Origin of the sequence: Duganella sp., from assembly GCF_039595735.1 — a bacterium.
Taxonomy (GTDB): Bacteria; Pseudomonadota; Gammaproteobacteria; order Burkholderiales; family Burkholderiaceae_D; genus Rugamonas.
This window is the reverse complement of sequence record NZ_JBCNLB010000013.1, coordinates 1-16,557: the sequence shown is the minus strand read 5'-3', so window position 1 is coordinate 16,557 and position 16,557 is coordinate 1. Positions and strand designations below refer to the sequence as shown.

The following is a 16,557-nucleotide window of genomic DNA, read 5'->3' as shown; positions in this document are numbered from 1 at the left end:
TCGCTTAAAACTGATTCAGGTTGCCATGCGGTTCGGCCATCGCCACCACCACCTTGCGCGGGCCTTTGAATGGCGAGCGCGCATGCGCCGCCAGCATGTTGTCGAGCATGAGCACATCGCCGTTCTGCCACGGGAAGCTCACCGTCTCCGCCGCCAGCACGGCGCGCACTTCGTCGAACACGGCGTCGGGGATGGTGCTGCCGTCGGCATAGAAGACGTTGCGCGGCAGGTTGTCGATGCCGCATAACTCTTCCAGCGATTCGCGCACCTCCGGCTGCAGGTTCGACACATGGAATAAATGCCCTTGGTTGAACCACACCGTGTCGCCGGTATGCGGATGGCTGGCAATGGCCTGGCACAGCTGGGTGGTGCGCAAGCCGTCATCCTCCTTCCACTCCCATGCGATGTGGCTGCGGCGGCAAAAGGCCTCGACCGCGGCCCGGCTTTCGGTGTTGAACACCTGCTGCCAGGGCAAATCAAACTCGCCATAATTGCGCACGTAGCGGATACCCGGTGCGAAACGTGCGCGGATGTGCTCCGGCATGCGGCGATAGATTGCGCGGCTGTCGGCAATCGGCGTCTCGCCGCCGCTGGCCGCAGCGATCACGCTGTGGAACCAGATTTTCATTGGCCACTCGCGCGTGTAAGCCTGTTCGTTGTGCAGCGGGATGTGCTGGTGCGACGGATACTCGGTGGAGGTGTAGACGCCGCTGCCGACGGCACTGCGCGGCGTCGATGCGAACTCATAGTTGAGCAGCGGATGGCCGAAGCCGGCCGCAAAGCGCTGGAAATCCTGCACCGTTGGCACGCTGAAGCCGCGCAGCAGCACGCCGCCGGTCTGCTTCAGATGCGCGTCAATTTCCGCAGCCAGGCGCGGTTGCGCGTCCAGCAGCGTCTCGCCCGCGTAGGCTGGCGTCATGAGTACCGGCAGCGCGCTGCCATGCGGCGCGCTGCGTTCAAATCGTGTCATCAGTTCCATCATGGTTTCAATCCTTTGTATGCCAGGCCAGTGCGGCGCTGTATTGGAAGGGAGCGGGCAGCTGGCAGCCCCGCAGCGCGGGCCAATGCGCCACCCGGTGACGTAGTTGCAGACCCGGACCGGGCCGGTGCTGCACGCCCAGCTGCAGCAAATGCTCGGAGACGCCGACGCCCAGCGCTTTCAGCGCGGCTTCCTTGGCGCTCCAGATGTCAAAAAAGGTGGCTGCCGGCTGCGCCTCGTGTTCCAGCGCCTGGCGCTCCTGTGCCGTCAACGCATACGGCGCCAGCGCGGCGACATCGGCTACCGGATCGCGGCGTTCGACATCGACGCCAACCGCGTCGATACCATCGCCGCCCAGCGCAATCAACACATACTCGCCGGCGTGGGAGACGTTGAAGGCCAGGCGCTGCGGCCCCAGCAGGTGCGGCTTGCCATGCTGGCCGGCCCCGAACCGCAAGTGCTGCGGCGCGCAGGACAGCGCGGCGCCAAGCAAGCGGCGCAAGGCGGCACGGCCAGCCACCGCGCGCATGCGGTCAGCCGGATGGTGCAGGCGCCCGATGCGCGCGCGTTCCTCGTCGCTGAGCAATTGCAGATCCGCCGGCGCCAGCGGCGCCTGCAGATCCAGCGCCAGTTGCCACACCGAGATAGCGGCAGGCACGCAGTCAGGCAGGGCTAACGGCTGCATCAGCGGCTCCCGCGAGCTGATACTTCAGCCCCCGCAAGATGGCTTGCAGTACTGCGCTTTCCTGCTGGCGAATATAAAAATGGCCGCCCTCGAACCAGTGCAGTGCGAAGGCGTTGCCGGCCTCGCGCTGCCACGACAGCACACGCTCGCCGCCTATGTCATCCTGGCGGCCGACCAGCACCTCCAGCGGCATCGGCAAGCGCTCGGAGGCGCGGTAGGTGAAGCTGCGGCACAGCTGATAGTCGGCACGCAGGATGTCCAGCGTCATGCGCAGCAGTTCGGGACTCTCGAATACTTCCTCCGGCGTGCCGTCCTGGCGTCGCATATCGGCAATCAGTTCCGCATCGGTGATGCCGGCAAAGCGGTCGCCGTCGCGGCGCGACGGGCCGGCGGTGCCGGAGACGAACAGGATGCGCGGCAGCGCCCTGCCCTGATCGCGCTGGTGGCTGGCCATGCCATACGCCAGCAGCGCGCCCATGCTATGGCCGAACAGGGCGTACGGCTGCTGCATCAGCGCGGCGTGCTCGCGGCACAGCTGCGCCACCAGCTGGTTGAAATCCTCGCAGCAGGCTTCGGACAAGCGGCGGCCACGTCCCGGCAATTCCACTGGCACCAGGTTGACCCACGCCGGCATCAGGCGCTTCCAGCGCAGATACATGGTGGCGCTGGCGCCGGCGTTGGGCAGGCACAGAAGATGAATCGCAGTCATGACGATCAGGTGGACAGCCCTTGCGACGCCATCCACTCGCGCAGCGAACGGGGACGCATATCGGTCCAGGCCTGCTCGACGTAAGCCAGCACGGTGGGCTTGTCGCCCTGGATGCCCTCGATGGCGGTCCAGCCGCCCGGCACCGCCTTCCATTGCGGCCAGATCGAATATTGGTCTTCGTGATTTTTGAGGACGATGAAGGTTTCGTCGTCGCGATCAAAACAGCTGGTAGACATGCGGCGTCCTTATAAGAAGTGAACAGAAGCTTGGCAGGAGCTTCAAGCTCCATGCCTCTGTCACAAAGACGCGCTGCGTACTGAATTGTTTAGTGCGAGATGGGATTATTTTGCAGTTTCGTCGTCGAACGACGGTGGAATCAGGCCGCTGAGCAGCCACAGACGACAAGCCTTGTCGTATTGTTTGCGATGCTGCGCATCGGCCGCCAGCCAATGCGCCAGTTCCTCGCGGCTGGCCGCATCGAAATTGGCGCGTTCGTGCTCGCGCACCACCCATGCCCATGCGGTATCCCAGACCGGGTCCGCGGGGTTGTTATTGTTCATGCTTGCTCCCGACATTGGCGGCCGATGCCGCTCCTTTTCTGCAAGCATATTGCAGAACCGCCGGGAACACCAGTTTCACTGGCGGCCGCAATCAATCGTCGAGCAAATCGCGGCAGCCCTGCAACGCGTCGAGAGCATCGCGGATCATGAAGTTGACCAGCGTAGCCGAGCAGCCCAGCACAGCCGCGATATCGCGTTGCGTCATGTCCTGCAGCCGGTACAGTTCAAAGGCGCGGCGGGTGCGCTCCGGCAGGCGGCCCAACGCCTGCTCGATGGCCGTGATCACGCGCCGCTCGTTGAGCACTTTCTCCGGCGTCACCGCGCACGGGCGCTCCAGCTGTTCCACATCCAGGCCGAAGCTGCGGTAGCTGGCCTCGGTGGAATGACGGCGGAAGTGATCCATGGCCAGGTTGCGCACCACCTGGCAGCAGTAAAACAGCGGCTTTTGCACGCTGCGCATGCAGCAGCCATCCGCCAGCTTGAGATAGGCATCCTGCATGATTTCGTCAGCCAGATCGGCAGTGCGCACGATGCTGATCGCCAGCTGCCGCAGCTGCTGCCGATGCTGCAGGAAATAATCCGACAAAGTTGCTTCTGAGGACACAGTCGTACTCCAAGGGCATAAATCTCGGAATGAGAATCATTATTATTTAATTTTACCTTTAAATTAAGATTGATGTTGCTTTTTTTGGAAGACGGGCGCGGACGCTGCGCACGGCCGCGATCAGCCATGCCCTGACGCGGCGCCTAGTTCAGCGCTTCACGCGCCGCCTGGCGGATCGCCTGCGTGGCCGGGTGGCTGATACGCCGCTCGGTGGTAATCGCATAGACCTGCTCGCGCAGCGCTGGAATCGTGCTCAGCATGATTACCCCGTACTGGGCGCAGATGGCCGACGCAATCGCCGCCGGCGCGAAAAACAGGCCGGCGCCGGATTGGCCGAACGCCTTGATCATGGCGCTGTCGTCGAAATCCCCCACCACGCGCAAACGCGGCACATGGGTGTGCAGCCACTGCATCAGCCGGGCATGCACCGCCACGTCTTCGCCCGGCAACAGCAGCGGCGCGTGGTTCAGGCATTCCGGGAAGGGACCGCTCAGCGTATCGGCCAGCGCCGCCGTGGCAAACACGCCCAGTTCGCTCTCGCCCAGCAAATGGCTATAGGCGCGCACGCTCAGGTGACTGGGCATGGCGCGGTCGGTGATGATCAGATCCAGCCGGTGCACGGCCATGTCCGCCAGCAGCGCCGACAACCGCCCTTCGCGGCACACCAGCCGCGTCGGCTGGTCCAGCGCCAGGGCCGGCGCCACCAGCCGGCACGCCACCGCCTTTGACACTGAATCCGACACGCCAACCCGGAAGGTGCTGACCTGGGTTGCGGCCTGGTCGCGCACCAGGTCCAGCAAGGCGTCGCCGGCGCTGAAGATATCGTCGGCGTGGCGCAACACGCGGCTGCCGGTGTCGGTCAGCTCCAGCCGCCGGCCCACGCGCCGGAACAACTCCACGCCCAGGGTTTCGGCAAACTCGGTAAGCTGGCCGGAAACCGATTGCGGTGTCAGGTGCAGCTGTTCGGCGGCTTTGGCAATGCTGCCCGACCGTGCCACCATCCAGAAGTAACGTAAGTGCTTGTAGTTGAGCTTGGACATTTTATACATCGATTTTTTGGATGAATTAATCAAGTATATTCGAATTGTGCGATGTATCGTGCGCTCCTATCATGAGCCCTTGTCATTTCAATCTGAAGCCGGAGAACAACCATGAATGGAATAGAAAGCATCGCCAGCGGCCCGATGTGGGCTGGCTTCATCGCCTTTGTGCTGGTCATGTTGGCGCTGGACCTGTGGGTCTTTGGCGGCAACAAGGCCCATAAGGTATCGGCCCGCGAGGCGGGCTTGTGGTCGCTTGGCTGGTTCTCGCTGGCACTGGCCTTCAACGGCGGCCTGTGGTGGTACCTGCAAGGGACGGTCGGCCCGGAACTGGCCGAGCAAAAGTCGCTGGAATTCCTGTCCGGCTACCTGATCGAGAAAGCGCTGTCGGTCGACAATGTGTTCATCTTCCTGTTGATCTTCTCGGCGTTCCAGGTGCGGCCGGAATACCAGCGTCGCGTGCTGATCTACGGCGTGCTGGGCGCAATCGTGATGCGCGCCGTCATGATCCTGGCCGGCGCCTGGGTGGTGAGCGAATTCAGCTGGGTGCTGTACCTGTTCGGCGCTTTCCTGCTGTACACCGGCGTGCGCATGCTCAAGGCCGTGGACGAAGAACCGGACGTGAAAAACAACCCGGTGCTGAAACTGGCCCGCCGCACGCTGCCGGTGTCCGAGGGCGACCATGGCGAGAAATTCATCGTCTGGAAAGACGGCAAGCGCTATGTCACGCCGCTGCTGCTGGTGCTGATCCTGATTGAAGCGACCGACGTTATCTTCGCGGTGGATTCGATCCCGGCGATCTTCGCCATCACCAACGATCCGTTCATCGTGTTCACCTCGAACCTGTTCGCGATCCTGGGTCTGCGTGCGCTGTACTTCCTGCTGGCGGACGTGGCCAACCGCTTCCACCTGCTCAAGTACGGCCTGGCCATGGTGCTGTGCTTCATTGGCGCCAAGATGCTGCTGCTGCCGTGGATCCACGTGCCGGTGCACATCTCGCTGACGGTGGTGGTCACGCTGATCGCCGGTAGCGTGGTGGCCAGCCTGTATTCAACCCGTAAGACGAAAGGAGAATGAAATGGATTGCCCAGTCTGCAAGAACGTCGCCCTGGTCATGAGTGAGCGCCAAGGCATCGAAATCGACTACTGCCCGAATTGCCGCGGCGTCTGGCTGGACCGCGGGGAGCTAGACAAGATCATCGAGCGCTCTGTGGGCGGCGCCGCGCCGATGGCCGCGCCCCCGCCACGGATGCCGGACCCGCGCTACCAGCAGCAGCACTCCGGCCATGGTCACTACCCGCAGCACAAGAAGAAACGCGAGGGCTTCTTGGCCGATATCTTTGACTTTGATTGAAGATGGCGACGATGTGCAGCTGGATATCGGATAGAATGTCATTTTTACATTCAAAGAAAGCAATCCCGTCCGGTACTAGGTGAAGCAAAGCGGTTACCTGAGGTCATTTACGAGGAGAATGGAATGGGAACAATCTTGAAATCAGCAGTACTCGCGCTCGCTTTTTCTGCCGCCGCCGCAAACGCGACCACCTACACGCTGTATAACGATGTTGGTAACGGCACCCTCAGCGGCGCCTACCCCGATTTCACCCTGACGGGAGCGAACGCCATCGGCTCCCGCGTTTCACTCACCACCTACACCGGGGTGATCGATGCCGATCAGCTGTTAACGTTCAATTACACCTACACATCGTACGATGAGGATGGCGCCGATTTCGATCCGGCAGGCTACCTGCTGAACGGCCAGATGTACCAGCTCTCCCCCGTCGGTATCTACGGCCCGATCACCACCAATGGAACTGTTTCCGTTTCCCTGCATTCGGGCGACAACTTCGGCTGGTATGTCCGGTCCCTTGATTCGCAGCTTGGCGCGGCGACGCTGGCAGTCTCGGTTGCTGCCGTTCCTGAACCTGAAACATACGCCATGCTCTTTGCCGGGCTGGGCATCCTCGGCTTCGCAGTTCGCCGCAAACGCACTGCTGCGTGACACACCGCCGGCGCCTGTGTGGCGCCGGTTTCCGCTATCAGCATTCATCTTATCTTTATAAGATGCGTGCAATGCGGAGTAGAACGAATGACCAAGACACTGCGGATACCATTTAGAAGTGCAGACGCGCTCGGCAAGCTGCCGCAGGTGTGTAAGTGAAGCTGACTTCCCAGTTAAACCGCCGAGCTGTTAAAGATCAGCTTTTTTGTAAGTGATTAAATGATATTTAGTGAATGATCGTTCCGTGAAGCTCAAACTCAATGGTCTCCAATGCCCCTCTCACCTTTTTCTTTTGACGGGTGAGATGCACAGCTTGAAGTGCTGGCTGCCTGGACAGCGCCGCAAGAAAATCGATCAGTGCCTCTGTATCGTGCGCCTCGCCCCGCAAAGACATCGTGAACTCCTGTTTCGCTGGCACAAACTCGAGCAATTCGATTTCTTTTGAACTCGCTCGCTCGATGGCGGAGAAAATTGCCGACCAAGCAAAGTCACGCTCTGCTTTCAAAGCCAACCATTTTTTCTGATCCTCTAGTTCGGACGGATTGATTTTGGGTGGCGGCAGTACAACTTGCGCCGCCAGCAGCGCCTCGTAACGTAGATTGATGCGCATCCGCTGCTGGTACTGCATATAGGCTTGTGTTGTAACCCACACCGAGAAGCCAAGCATCGCTATGCAGCAGCAAATCGCCGGTCCCACATAGCGTGGCCTCGGCAGCATGTAGTCAGTAAGAGGGTTCAACATTAACTCCAGCAATCGCGCGGCAAAACTGTCAGATCAACGTCTGGCAGACAGGCGGAGACATCATCGGCCGCGCCACTTTTACAGGCGTCCCAAAGATGCACATTAGAAATCGGGCCGTGATTGGCCTGCACGCGCTTAATCAGGCGCTCACACGAAACGGAGGACGCGATGACCGGCTCGATATCCAAGGCTTGCAAACCACGGTCGGAAAAACGCAGCGCCGTGGTACGCTGATGCTCCCTGATCAACAGCATGGTCTGGTGAGTCCGCATCGATGGGCGGAAGCGCCAGTACGCCGCCGCGGATAGCGGCAGCAGAGTGCGCAGCCGCAGCCCGGCTTGTTGCACAACGGAGAGCAATTGATTCAACCAGTCGGTGCGCACGGCGAAGGCCAAGCCCGCAGCCCGATGGTGGCGGAATGCAGTTTGCACGGTCCAATCGCCAGTCACCTCAAGACCTTGCTGCTCAAAGCACGCCTGCGCATAGGCCTGCCATTCTGCAGGTGCCCTCAAGTGCTCCTGCCATGGCAACACTGCGGTCATGGCAACGCTATCAGAAACAACGATGTCCACGCGGCTACCGCTACGCAGCACGTCAGCATGGGCTGCCAGTGTGGCCTCGAGCGAGACTAAAAGATTGCGCGCATCAAGCACCGGCTGGACATCGCCAGGTATTTGAAGATCCATGCCGCTGCGCGTCAGCCAACAACAATCTGGGAACAAGCCCAATTGCACGGTATCAGGCCACAAACGTAACACGGTTTACCTCCTGCAAAGTGGTCCGCCCCGAGCGCACAAGGTCGAGCGCGACATCACGCAAAAATCGCGTTCCCTCTTTACGCGCTTGCTCTTTCAGGGCCCGGATAGACGCACGCGCGACAATCATTTCGCGGATTTCATCCGTTAGCCTCAACACCTCCGCGATAGCGCGCCTCCCCTTGTACCCTGTATTGCGGCAGTGGACGCAGCCGCTACCAGCGTGGAAACTGAACGTCTCTGGATCGTGAATCCCCGATTCGAGCAGCAAGGCCGCATCTACCTCCACTGGGACATTGCAATGCGGGCAGTTTTGTCGAAGCAAGCGCTGCGCAACCACGCCCGTCAAGGACGACACGAAGTTATACGGATCGACGCCCATGTGCATGAAGCGGCCGATAACGTCAAAGGTATTGTTGGCGTGAACCGATGTAAAAACCATGTGGCCGGTCAGCGCAGATTGAACAGCGATCTGTGCTGTCTCCGGATCGCGGATTTCCCCCACCAGGATTTTGTCCGGGTCGTGGCGCAAGATCGACCGCAGGCCCACGGCAAACGTCAGCCCCTTCTTTTCGTTCACGGGAATTTGCAGCACACCAGGCAACTGGTATTCGACCGGATCCTCAATCGTGATGAATTTGTCTTCCCCCTGGTTGATCTCGGTGAGTGCCGCATACAAGGTCGTCGTTTTGCCGCTACCTGTGGGGCCCGTGACCAGCATCATGCCGTAGGGCTCCGCGGCCAGCCTGCGCAACAGCTTTATCGTCTGCCCGTCAAACCCCAGCGAGTCAAGCGTCAATCGCTGCACGCTGTCGATCAAGGCCTTCTTGTCCAACACCCGCAGCACGGCATCTTCGCCGTGAATACTCGGCATGATCGAGACACGAATATCGATATCGCGCCCTTTTGCAGCAACGCGGAAGCGCCCGTCCTGTGGTACGCGTTTTTCCCCGATGTCGAGCTCCGCCAGTACCTTGAGACGGGCAATCGCCTGCTCGGCCAGCGCCGGGTTGTTGACCGTGGCTATGCGGTTTAACACACCGTCGATCCGAAACTTGATGACCAGTGCCTGTGGAAGCGATTCAAGGTGAATATCGCTGGCCTCAAGACGTAGCGCATCGAACACCGTGGAATTGATCAGGCGCACGGCCGGACTGACCTCGCCCTGGATCGACGTCAAGGTCAAGTCAGCGCTGGCGTCGCGCACCAGTTCAATTGTTTCGTCCACGCCAACGGCATCGGCAACTGCACTGAAGCCCGACTCATGAGCCTCAAGCTTGGCTTGCACCACTACCGGATCCGCGAGGTAGATCTCTTCAATCGGCAAGCGCGCCAGCCAGGCGCCGTTGCGCGGATCGAGCGGCAGGCCAAGCACCGCGACTACGCGGCCGTCACTGGTCTTGCCCACTACCAGCAAGCGACTGGCCATCTCTGCGTAGCTAGCCAGTTCGAAAGCAGGCTCCAGATCATGCACGCGTTCTGCGGACAACAAGGGATAAGCCAGTAGTTCCGCGACTGCAGCCAGCGCAGCTTCATGAGACGTAGTGAGCTGTTCAGACAAGCGCTCAAGCCAGGTCAACGCCGGCATGGCGTTGACCTGCACCTCGGATAATATTTGCAAACTCAACATGGAGGAACTCATACGATATTGGCCAAGTCAAAAATAGGGCTATACAACATCAGCACGATGGCGCCGACGATGAAGCCTATACCGAGCATCAGCGCAGGCTCGATCAATCGGCCCGCCGCGTCGATCCAGATCGCGGTCTCCTGGTCATAAAAATCAGCGATACGCTCCATCATCTCCGCCAAATTGCCGGACGATTCACCGGCCAGCAACAGCCGCTGAGCAATGTCCGTGCTGAGATTGGCGTCGCCCATTGCGCTGGACATCGCCTTGCCCTCGCTGACTGACTGCACCGCCTTTGTCAAATCGGACTGCATGGCCTCAGGCAAAGACGCCTGGGTCATGCGCATGCCAGCCAGGACGCTAACGCCACTACTCAACAGCATGCCCAGTGTGCGGTAAAGGCGCGCCAACTGCAGCACCCAGACTTTCTCGCCGATCCATGGCGTCACCAGCATGCGGCGATACACCCAGTTGCGAACTGAAGGATGAAGGACCAGCGCTAGCACCGTGGCGCAAAAGATGAAAAAACTGCCCCAGGCCAGCGTGGTATTTTCGCGGACGAAGGTGCCCCACAACTGCACAAACCCAGCCTCCCCGTGATGGGACGAACCTGCATCATCATAGACCGCGCTAAACCGCGGGAGCACGTACAGCATCAAGAACGAGATGACCAAGAAGCCGACCCCGAGCAGCACCGCTGGATACGTCGCCGCGGCTGCCAGCTTGCCGCGTATTTCGTCGATTTGCCGCTGGTATTGCATGAAGCGACGAATTGCCACCCGCACCGTACCAGTGGTTTCACTGGAGCGCACCATGGCCACATACAGTGGCGGAAATACCGAGGGCAAGCTGGCCATCGCATCTGACAACTGGTTACCATGCTGCAATCCCTGCAGGACCGTGTCATAGATTGCCCGGTGACGGCCACGCCTGTCATTGCGACCTAGCACTTCAATCGCATCGACCACGGTTTGCCCAGCCTCCAACAACGAGCAGAGTTGCTGATTGAAGATCGACAAGTTGAAAGCCTTCTGTGAAGCACGACGCCTCGTGCCGCTTACGGCGCGCAGGTCGAGCAGGCGCGCACCAGTTGAGGCAACAACTCGCCTCGCCTCATCCGGTGACGAGGCATCAATGTCGACCAGTTCCACTTGCATGGCGCTGTTCAATACCTTGGCACGAAATCGCATCCCTCGTATCCCTATTTAGTTCCAGTTAGTCACGTCGGCATCTTCACCGCCACCGCCTGGCTGGCCATCCGCGCCGAAAGACAAGAGTTCAAAATCGCGCCCTTCGCCGCCGGGCATACGATAGATATACGGATGTCCCCATGGGTCCAGCGGTAGCTGTTCGCTCAGGTAAGCACCACGCCACAACGGTTCATCCGGCGGCTCGACAAATAGCGCCACCAGGCCAATCTCGCTCTTCGGATAGTGACCGGTGTCGAGTCGGAACTGCAGCAGCGCCTTGTCGAAAGCTTCGATTTGTGCCCGTGCGATCTGCGATTTCGATTTGCCGATCTGACTGAAGTAGCGCGGCGCCACGAAAGCTGCCAGCATGCCGATGATCGTGATCACCACCAGCAGCTCTAGCAAGGTGAATCCTCCTCCGCGTTTGGGTACACTCATGGCGATTTCGGCGGCGGGACCACCGCTACCGGTTGGTAAATAAACCGCCAGGCAGAGTAAGTCTTCGCATTCTTAAAGCTGGCCAGCTCCGGCGGGAAGCCATCTTTCTTGATCGGTTCCAACGTCGAGAGCGAGTAAACCCCGATCACATTGTCGCCGGCGTAGACCAGTCCCCACTCCTTGCTATCGGTGATGGGGTCTCGCCATAACTGACGCAGATGGCGCTGCGGCCGAGTCGTCCGCCCGGCGTCATTGACCAGGGGGGCCAGGCCGTCTATCCTCTGCGGATAAGTTTTCGTCGAACCCGGTGAGTTTTCGTAATAACTACGAATGGCATTGCGATAGGCTTGCCCGACCATGAGCAACTCGGCCTCTTTTTCCCGGCGCAGGGTCATCTGGGTGTTCTCCATCGCCCGCACCGAGACGAGCGATACCAACGCGACCAGGAACATCACAACAACATAGCTGAATCCTTGTGGGCGGCGCATTGCTACCAGTCCTTCAGCCAGGTACCGTCGCGCGCTGTGTTCGGCGCGGCACTATGCACATTGGCCACAGCGCCCAACGACGGATCATCGGGAGGCACGACCACCCAGCTGACCGCACTCTGGGTGAACGGATCGACCGGAATGCCGCGTAAGTACTTCTCTGTTACCAGATCCTTCAGCTCCTTGGGGTAAACATTCTTGTCGGCGTAATACTTGTCGATCGCGTCGCGCAAAATAAACAAGTCTTCCTTCAGTACTTCTTCCTTGGTACGGTCGACATTGCCGAAATAGCGTGGCACCGCCAGCGTCAGAATCATCGCTACGATCGCCAGCGTTACCAGCAATTCAATCATGGTAAATCCACGGTTGCGCATCTCACCACTCCCGGTAGGGAACGCCGTTCAGGCCCGTCTTGGCAGACAACGAATAGACATCGAATACGTCGTCGCCAGCCACCGGCGTCTCGGGCTCGGAGGCAAAGCTGCGCTTACCCCAAGTGTCGATTGCCGCTACGCTTGGGTCCGTGGCAAACGGATCGCGCGGAATGCGCCGCAAAAAATAGAGTTTCGGGCCACTCTTGTTTGCCAAGTCAGTAACGCCGCCCACCAGCTCGGTCAGGCTAGGAGGATAGCCGCTCAGTTCCAGCTTGGTTTCGATGTGCCCCGTCGCCACCGCCTGCCTGTACGCATCGATCGCTTGCCGGATCTCGCGCAAGGCAGTCCGCAACTCGCGCTCTTTCTGCCGCTTGACCGTGGTTTCGACGAAAGGCACGGCTACGCTGGCGAGCAGTCCAATGATGGCAGCAGCGGCGAGCAGCTCTAACAAACTGAAGCCACGGCTGCGGTGCTGAAGGAACGGGATACGCATCATCGTGCTTAGCGCGCTATCGTGATCCGGTGCACCAGCGGCAAGCCAGGGCGGCTGACCGCGCGCTGTCCACCAACGGGCATCATGCTCATCAGGCTGACCGTCGCCTCTTGTGATGGTGCCAGCGCCCGTGCCGTGATGGTCAACATACGGCCAGCTCCCTTGACGCCAGCTGGGTCACTGGCATTGGCGCTCGCAGAGGCACGGCCACCACGATTATCGATTGCCTGACTAAAGCTCCCTTTTCCTGTCTTGCCAAAATAGTCGCCTTCCTGCACAGAGAGCACCTCGAACTCGGCAGGATTGAAGCCCAATTGCAACGATGCAGATCGCAATTGCTCCTGACTGGCCATATCCAGGGTCAGCGTCACCACCTCGCCCACCTTAGCCTGCGCAGGACCTGCCCACGTAAGTTTGGGCGCGTTAGACGCAGCTGGTGCAACCGGCGATGCAGGCGCGACAGGCGGAATAGATTCGCCGCCGGCATTGCCAGCCGGCGGGACCGCGCCCCCGGCCGGGGCAGCTTGACTTGGCTTGGGAGCCGTGGCGGCGGCAACCGCATCGAAATTACGCAGCTGCAAAGGGCGGTTGTGCAAGCTCGCTTCAGTACCGGACCAGAACGACTCGGCAGCCGGATCCTTGCGCCGGATATTCCGGACCAGGTGCGGCGTGATGGACAGCACGATCTCAGTTTTCTGGTGATTGTCGTTCTGGCTCCCAAACAACCGCCCAAGAATCGGCAACTCGCCCACCAGCGGGATCTTGTTTGCCGACGAACGATCCTCATCGCTGATCAAACCGCCAAGGACCTGTGTTTCGCCATCGCGCAGCCGTAACGCGCTGTTGAAATTGCGCGTGCCGATCTGGTAAGCCGAGGAGCCATTGCTGGTCTTGATGCTCGATACCAGCGAACTCACCTCGAGCGCCACCTTCAGTCCCACCTCATCGCGCAAATGAATATCCGGCTCCACTTCAAGCTTGAGACCAACGTCCAGGTACTGGATGTTCTCGGTTACAAACGTACCGCTGCTGGTAGTGGTAACGACCGGCACCTTATCGCCGATCAGGATCTTGGCTTTTTCGCGATCACGCACGCGGATACGCGGATTGGCAAGCAAATTGGCATCGCCGTCAGTCTTTTGCAAATTGAAGGTCGCGCTTGGCATGGTAATGCCCAAGGTATCCAAGTTCAGCGCCTTCAGATCACTGATCTTCATTGCCGAACTACCATTCGTACCGGTGCTGGGCAAGGCCCCGGAGTTCGTGAGCGGAGCAACCGTGAGCTGGTTGGGCCATTGCACCCCAAGATTGAGCAGGCGCGAGCGATTGATTTCCAATACCTCGACCTCCAGCATCACTTCTGGCTCCTCCAAGTCATGCAAGGCAATCAACTTTTCAGCCAGCACGATAGTTTCCGCATTCTCGCGCAAGACCAGCATGTTGTACTTGTCGTCGACGAACACGTCCTTGATTTTAAGCACCGTCTTCAGCAAGTTTGCCGCCTGCTTCGCTTCCACGTTCGACAAGTAGAAAGCCTTCACCATCAAATCCTGGTATTCGCGGTTCTTGGCCGGCGTATTTGGATAGATGAGCACGCTGCTAGCGTTGAGGATTTTCTTGTCCAGCTGGCTGGTCGACAGGATCACGTCGATGGCATCGTCCAGCGTGGTCTGTTTCAAGAAAACGGTCGTGCGCTGGTCGCCCTTCACGTCACGATCAAAAATGAAATTGATGCCAGTCGTGCGCGACAAGGCATCGAACACCATCTTGATAGTGGCGTCGCGGAACTCCAAATTAATCGGCCGCTTGTACATCGCACCCAAGCTAGGCACGACCAGCATCTCTTGTGCTTGCAAGGTCTCGATCTCACGCTTGAGCGCGCGCCCCGCGACGTGGTTAGGGGCATTCTTAAGTGCCCGGGACAGCAACTCGTACGCCTGCGCGGTCTCACCCCGCTTGAATGCTTCTCCAGCTTGCGCAACCTCTTCGTTGGCTCGCCCGAGGCGTTCCACCTGCTCCAGACCAGCCTGCGCGCGCGCATTATCACGGTCGTACTTCAAAACGGTGCGGTAGGCACGCTCAGCTTCGGCCACCTTTTGATCGAGCAAAGCGTTATTCGCCTCCTCCAGCAATTTTCCCGTGGCCATTTCACGGACACGCAACCAGTCCTTGCGATACTCATGATCACCGGGCTTCATCTCGCTCGCCTCTGCGAGTTGTTTGACGGCTGCGGCATAATCACGCCGTTCCATGGACTTCATGCCCTCGCGGTGTTTCAAGTCCGCCGCACAGCCGGCCAGCAGCAGGCACATCGCCAGTGCAAGATAGGAAATAGGAAAATGAAGTGTCATCAGTTGGCGCATAAATCAGTTATCCCGAAGTGGGAAGGCCAGCACCTGCTTCTGGCCGGTGGGCACGTGTTCAAATTCCATGTGAGTGGCGCTAATAAGCGTGACCTTGTAAGTACCCTCCAGTACTTCACCCATGCGAGCGACCATTGCCTCGTCACCGCGCGCCAGGTACACAAGTTGGTCATTGCCATCCTTGAGGCTGCCGACAAACCGGAACGGCAGCGGTGGCGGCCCCGGTGGTGGCGCCGGCTCCGCGGACACGGCAGTAACAGGTTGCACGGTAGTCGCTACAGGCGATGGAGTTGGCGCGGCTTGCCAACCGCGTGGAGCAAATGGATCCGGGTCGCCCGCGGAGTCATCGTCCTCAATGACCTTACCTGGCGCCGTCGGCGTCACCAATAGGTGCGGTTGAACAGGGGCCGGCCCGGATGGCGGGGCGCTCGGCAAGGTCCGGTCATCGACGGGGTAAAATGCGGCAGCGAGCGTCCCGATCAACGCGGTGAGCAAAAAAGCCCAGCGCAACTTTGCAGCCTTATCCATGCCCATCCTTGCGGAAAAAGGCGGAAAACGAGAGATCGCAATTCAGCATCGCGGCCTGGATATCATTTCGCGCACAGGTGACCTCGTCCAAGGCCGAATGGGGCAGACTCGTCGCCACCTGATCAATAAAGCCGCGCATCAATGGGTACTTTGCCGTGATCGTCAGCGTCACGCGGTAGCGCAAATAAGGAAAGTTAGCACCTTCATCGAGGCGATAGGAAACCTCGTTGACGGGTATACCGGTATCGAGCGCAACCTGATTAATCGTGTCCACCAGCTCCGCGCTTGAAAATGACGGCAGGTCAAGCGCTGCCACGCTGACTTTTTTTTCGGATACCACCGCAACCGGCTTGCGCCGAACCTCGGAAGCCAGTTGCTGCAGCTTGCTCATTGCGGCGTCGGCCTGCTGCCATTGCTGGAAGAACACGAAAGCACTCAGCAACACTACCACCAAGGACGCAGCGACTGCGGAGAATACCCGTGGTTGAGTACGCCACAGGCGGGCAGCGTGAAATGAGCAAAAGGAAAAAATCGGTGAGGCCATCATTCAAATTCAAACTGCCGCCAGCGAATCCCGGACAGGGCTCACCGATGACTGCGACCGATCACGGTTAGAAATAAATCAATTAAAAACCTTGCCAGCTTACATTGCGCCGTAACTCAACGCAACTCGGGTTGGGATTAAAACAACGGCCTGTTGAGTTGCATGCGACTTGGACTCGCACAGCAGTCCGAGCGCGGAGCCGCAAGCCTGAACTCGAGAGGCAAAACGGCATCTGCCTCAGTAACTGTGCCGTATCTGCCCCGCTCCCTCTGTGTTGGGCACCTCGAATAACTAGAGATCCCGGACGTGGCGCTGAAAAATAGCGACATGGGCAGCGGATCGGCTGCTGATCACCCCAGGCTCCAGGTCCTTTGAGGCGCTTTGTGTGCAGATTCCGGTGGTCTGGGCGGACCTTGGGCGTCAAAACGCCACG

21 protein-coding genes are annotated in these 16,557 nt (G+C 59.6%); 3 read left to right on the top strand and 18 right to left on the bottom strand.

Going from position 1 to position 16,557, the window contains the following annotated elements; translation table 11 throughout:
- Positions 1 to 4 precede the first annotated feature (4 nt).
- The 7 genes from ABDW57_RS19615 to nhaR all read right to left on the bottom strand — a co-directional run bounded on the left by ABDW57_RS19615 (position 5) and on the right by nhaR (position 4,577).
- A complete protein-coding gene (locus tag ABDW57_RS19615; protein ID WP_343731862.1) occupies positions 5 to 982 on the bottom strand; it encodes a TauD/TfdA family dioxygenase in 978 nt (325 codons plus the stop codon).
- A gap of 4 nt (positions 983 to 986) precedes the next feature.
- A complete protein-coding gene (locus ABDW57_RS19610; RefSeq protein WP_343731861.1) occupies positions 987 to 1,664 on the bottom strand; it encodes a 4'-phosphopantetheinyl transferase superfamily protein in 678 nt (225 codons plus the stop codon).
- Complete coding sequence (locus tag ABDW57_RS19605) at positions 1,642 to 2,373, bottom strand: alpha/beta fold hydrolase (protein WP_343731860.1); 732 nt, start codon at positions 2,371 to 2,373, stop codon at positions 1,642 to 1,644. Before ABDW57_RS19605 ends, ABDW57_RS19610 begins: the two co-directional genes overlap by 23 nt.
- Positions 2,374 to 2,378: 5 nt before the next feature.
- Entirely contained in the window at positions 2,379 to 2,609 is a 231-nt protein-coding gene (locus ABDW57_RS19600) for an MbtH family NRPS accessory protein (protein WP_343731859.1), read from the bottom strand.
- 105 nt (positions 2,610 to 2,714) lie between these two features.
- Positions 2,715 to 2,933: a DUF4880 domain-containing protein gene (locus ABDW57_RS19595; RefSeq protein WP_343731858.1), complete on the bottom strand. Its 219-nt coding sequence runs from the start codon at positions 2,931 to 2,933 to the stop codon at positions 2,715 to 2,717.
- 91 nt (positions 2,934 to 3,024) lie between these two features.
- Positions 3,025 to 3,537, bottom strand: coding sequence for a sigma-70 family RNA polymerase sigma factor (locus ABDW57_RS19590; RefSeq protein ID WP_343731857.1), 513 nt, complete (start codon positions 3,535 to 3,537; stop codon positions 3,025 to 3,027).
- A gap of 143 nt (positions 3,538 to 3,680) precedes the next feature.
- Complete coding sequence (gene nhaR, locus ABDW57_RS19585) at positions 3,681 to 4,577, bottom strand: transcriptional activator NhaR (RefSeq protein ID WP_343731856.1); 897 nt, start codon at positions 4,575 to 4,577, stop codon at positions 3,681 to 3,683.
- Between the two features lie 111 nt (positions 4,578 to 4,688).
- Between nhaR and ABDW57_RS19580 the strand changes: the two genes are divergently transcribed.
- The 3 genes from ABDW57_RS19580 to ABDW57_RS19570 all read left to right on the top strand — a co-directional run bounded on the left by ABDW57_RS19580 (position 4,689) and on the right by ABDW57_RS19570 (position 6,579).
- Positions 4,689 to 5,654 carry a TerC family protein gene (locus ABDW57_RS19580; protein ID WP_343731855.1) on the top strand — a complete coding sequence of 322 codons (966 nt, stop codon included), beginning with the start codon at positions 4,689 to 4,691 and terminating at the stop codon, positions 5,652 to 5,654.
- 1 nt (position 5,655) lies between these two features.
- Positions 5,656 to 5,931 (top strand): zf-TFIIB domain-containing protein, encoded by a 276-nt coding sequence (locus ABDW57_RS19575; protein WP_343731854.1) that lies wholly within the window; start codon positions 5,656 to 5,658, stop codon positions 5,929 to 5,931.
- A 123-nt stretch (positions 5,932 to 6,054) separates the two neighbouring features.
- Complete coding sequence (locus ABDW57_RS19570) at positions 6,055 to 6,579, top strand: PEP-CTERM sorting domain-containing protein (RefSeq protein ID WP_343731853.1); 525 nt, start codon at positions 6,055 to 6,057, stop codon at positions 6,577 to 6,579.
- A gap of 226 nt (positions 6,580 to 6,805) precedes the next feature.
- Here ABDW57_RS19570 and ABDW57_RS19565 read toward each other — a convergent pair whose 3' ends face one another.
- From ABDW57_RS19565 to ABDW57_RS19515, 11 genes are read right to left on the bottom strand one after another with little or no spacing between them, the layout of a single operon-like run.
- Positions 6,806 to 7,321: a hypothetical protein gene (locus ABDW57_RS19565; RefSeq protein WP_343731852.1), complete on the bottom strand. Its 516-nt coding sequence runs from the start codon at positions 7,319 to 7,321 to the stop codon at positions 6,806 to 6,808.
- Complete coding sequence (locus tag ABDW57_RS19560) at positions 7,321 to 8,079, bottom strand: hypothetical protein (RefSeq protein WP_343731851.1); 759 nt, start codon at positions 8,077 to 8,079, stop codon at positions 7,321 to 7,323. The genes ABDW57_RS19565 and ABDW57_RS19560 overlap by 1 nt, the downstream gene beginning before the upstream one ends.
- The gene (locus ABDW57_RS19555) at positions 8,060 to 9,706 is read right to left on the bottom strand and encodes a GspE/PulE family protein (RefSeq protein ID WP_343731850.1); all 1,647 of its coding nucleotides are present in this window, start codon (positions 9,704 to 9,706) and stop codon (positions 8,060 to 8,062) included. The genes ABDW57_RS19560 and ABDW57_RS19555 overlap by 20 nt, the downstream gene beginning before the upstream one ends.
- Before the next feature lie 8 nt (positions 9,707 to 9,714).
- Positions 9,715 to 10,896, bottom strand: coding sequence for a type II secretion system F family protein (locus ABDW57_RS19550; protein ID WP_343731849.1), 1,182 nt, complete (start codon positions 10,894 to 10,896; stop codon positions 9,715 to 9,717).
- A 15-nt stretch (positions 10,897 to 10,911) separates the two neighbouring features.
- Positions 10,912 to 11,334, bottom strand: a complete 423-nt coding sequence (gene gspG, locus ABDW57_RS19545) for a type II secretion system major pseudopilin GspG (RefSeq protein WP_343731848.1) — start codon at positions 11,332 to 11,334, stop codon at positions 10,912 to 10,914.
- The gene (locus ABDW57_RS19540; RefSeq protein ID WP_343731847.1) at positions 11,331 to 11,822 is read right to left on the bottom strand and encodes a type II secretion system protein; all 492 of its coding nucleotides are present in this window, start codon (positions 11,820 to 11,822) and stop codon (positions 11,331 to 11,333) included. Before ABDW57_RS19540 ends, gspG begins: the two co-directional genes overlap by 4 nt.
- Before the next feature lie 2 nt (positions 11,823 to 11,824).
- Entirely contained in the window at positions 11,825 to 12,196 is a 372-nt protein-coding gene (locus ABDW57_RS19535; RefSeq protein ID WP_343731846.1) for a prepilin-type N-terminal cleavage/methylation domain-containing protein, read from the bottom strand.
- 1 nt (position 12,197) lies between these two features.
- Positions 12,198 to 12,692, bottom strand: a complete 495-nt coding sequence (locus ABDW57_RS19530; protein WP_343731845.1) for a prepilin-type N-terminal cleavage/methylation domain-containing protein — start codon at positions 12,690 to 12,692, stop codon at positions 12,198 to 12,200.
- Positions 12,693 to 12,697: 5 nt separating this feature from the next.
- Positions 12,698 to 15,052, bottom strand: a complete 2,355-nt coding sequence (locus tag ABDW57_RS19525; RefSeq protein WP_343731844.1) for a cohesin domain-containing protein — start codon at positions 15,050 to 15,052, stop codon at positions 12,698 to 12,700.
- Positions 15,053 to 15,055: 3 nt separating this feature from the next.
- The gene (locus tag ABDW57_RS19520; protein WP_343731843.1) at positions 15,056 to 15,580 is read right to left on the bottom strand and encodes a hypothetical protein; all 525 of its coding nucleotides are present in this window, start codon (positions 15,578 to 15,580) and stop codon (positions 15,056 to 15,058) included.
- A complete protein-coding gene (locus tag ABDW57_RS19515; protein ID WP_343731842.1) occupies positions 15,573 to 16,127 on the bottom strand; it encodes a hypothetical protein in 555 nt (184 codons plus the stop codon). The genes ABDW57_RS19520 and ABDW57_RS19515 overlap by 8 nt, the downstream gene beginning before the upstream one ends.
- Positions 16,128 to 16,557: the final 430 nt, after the last annotated feature.

Bases quoted from the DNA above. Each gene is read 5' to 3' on its own strand.
- ABDW57_RS19610 (WP_343731861.1), bottom strand. From the start codon at position 1,664: ATGCAGCCGTTAGCCCTGCCTGACTGCGTGCCTGCCGCTATCTCGGTG.
- ABDW57_RS19540 (WP_343731847.1), bottom strand. From the start codon at position 11,822: ATGCGCCGCCCACAAGGATTCAGCTATGTTGTTGTGATGTTCCTGGTC.
- ABDW57_RS19605 (WP_343731860.1), bottom strand. From the start codon at position 2,373: ATGACTGCGATTCATCTTCTGTGCCTGCCCAACGCCGGCGCCAGCGCC.
- ABDW57_RS19565 (WP_343731852.1), bottom strand. From the start codon at position 7,321: ATGTTGAACCCTCTTACTGACTACATGCTGCCGAGGCCACGCTATGTG.
- ABDW57_RS19580 (WP_343731855.1), top strand. From the start codon at position 4,689: ATGAATGGAATAGAAAGCATCGCCAGCGGCCCGATGTGGGCTGGCTTC.
- ABDW57_RS19615 (WP_343731862.1), bottom strand. From the start codon at position 982: ATGATGGAACTGATGACACGATTTGAACGCAGCGCGCCGCATGGCAGC.
- ABDW57_RS19570 (WP_343731853.1), top strand. From the start codon at position 6,055: ATGGGAACAATCTTGAAATCAGCAGTACTCGCGCTCGCTTTTTCTGCC.
- ABDW57_RS19555 (WP_343731850.1), bottom strand. From the start codon at position 9,706: ATGTTGAGTTTGCAAATATTATCCGAGGTGCAGGTCAACGCCATGCCG.
- ABDW57_RS19530 (WP_343731845.1), bottom strand. From the start codon at position 12,692: ATGATGCGTATCCCGTTCCTTCAGCACCGCAGCCGTGGCTTCAGTTTG.
- ABDW57_RS19525 (WP_343731844.1), bottom strand. From the start codon at position 15,052: ATGCGCCAACTGATGACACTTCATTTTCCTATTTCCTATCTTGCACTG.
- nhaR (WP_343731856.1), bottom strand. From the start codon at position 4,577: ATGTCCAAGCTCAACTACAAGCACTTACGTTACTTCTGGATGGTGGCA.
- ABDW57_RS19535 (WP_343731846.1), bottom strand. From the start codon at position 12,196: ATGCGCAACCGTGGATTTACCATGATTGAATTGCTGGTAACGCTGGCG.
- ABDW57_RS19520 (WP_343731843.1), bottom strand. From the start codon at position 15,580: ATGGATAAGGCTGCAAAGTTGCGCTGGGCTTTTTTGCTCACCGCGTTG.
- ABDW57_RS19550 (WP_343731849.1), bottom strand. From the start codon at position 10,896: ATGCGATTTCGTGCCAAGGTATTGAACAGCGCCATGCAAGTGGAACTG.
- ABDW57_RS19575 (WP_343731854.1), top strand. From the start codon at position 5,656: ATGGATTGCCCAGTCTGCAAGAACGTCGCCCTGGTCATGAGTGAGCGC.
- ABDW57_RS19595 (WP_343731858.1), bottom strand. From the start codon at position 2,933: ATGAACAATAACAACCCCGCGGACCCGGTCTGGGATACCGCATGGGCA.
- ABDW57_RS19515 (WP_343731842.1), bottom strand. From the start codon at position 16,127: ATGATGGCCTCACCGATTTTTTCCTTTTGCTCATTTCACGCTGCCCGC.
- gspG (WP_343731848.1), bottom strand. From the start codon at position 11,334: ATGAGTGTACCCAAACGCGGAGGAGGATTCACCTTGCTAGAGCTGCTG.
- ABDW57_RS19600 (WP_343731859.1), bottom strand. From the start codon at position 2,609: ATGTCTACCAGCTGTTTTGATCGCGACGACGAAACCTTCATCGTCCTC.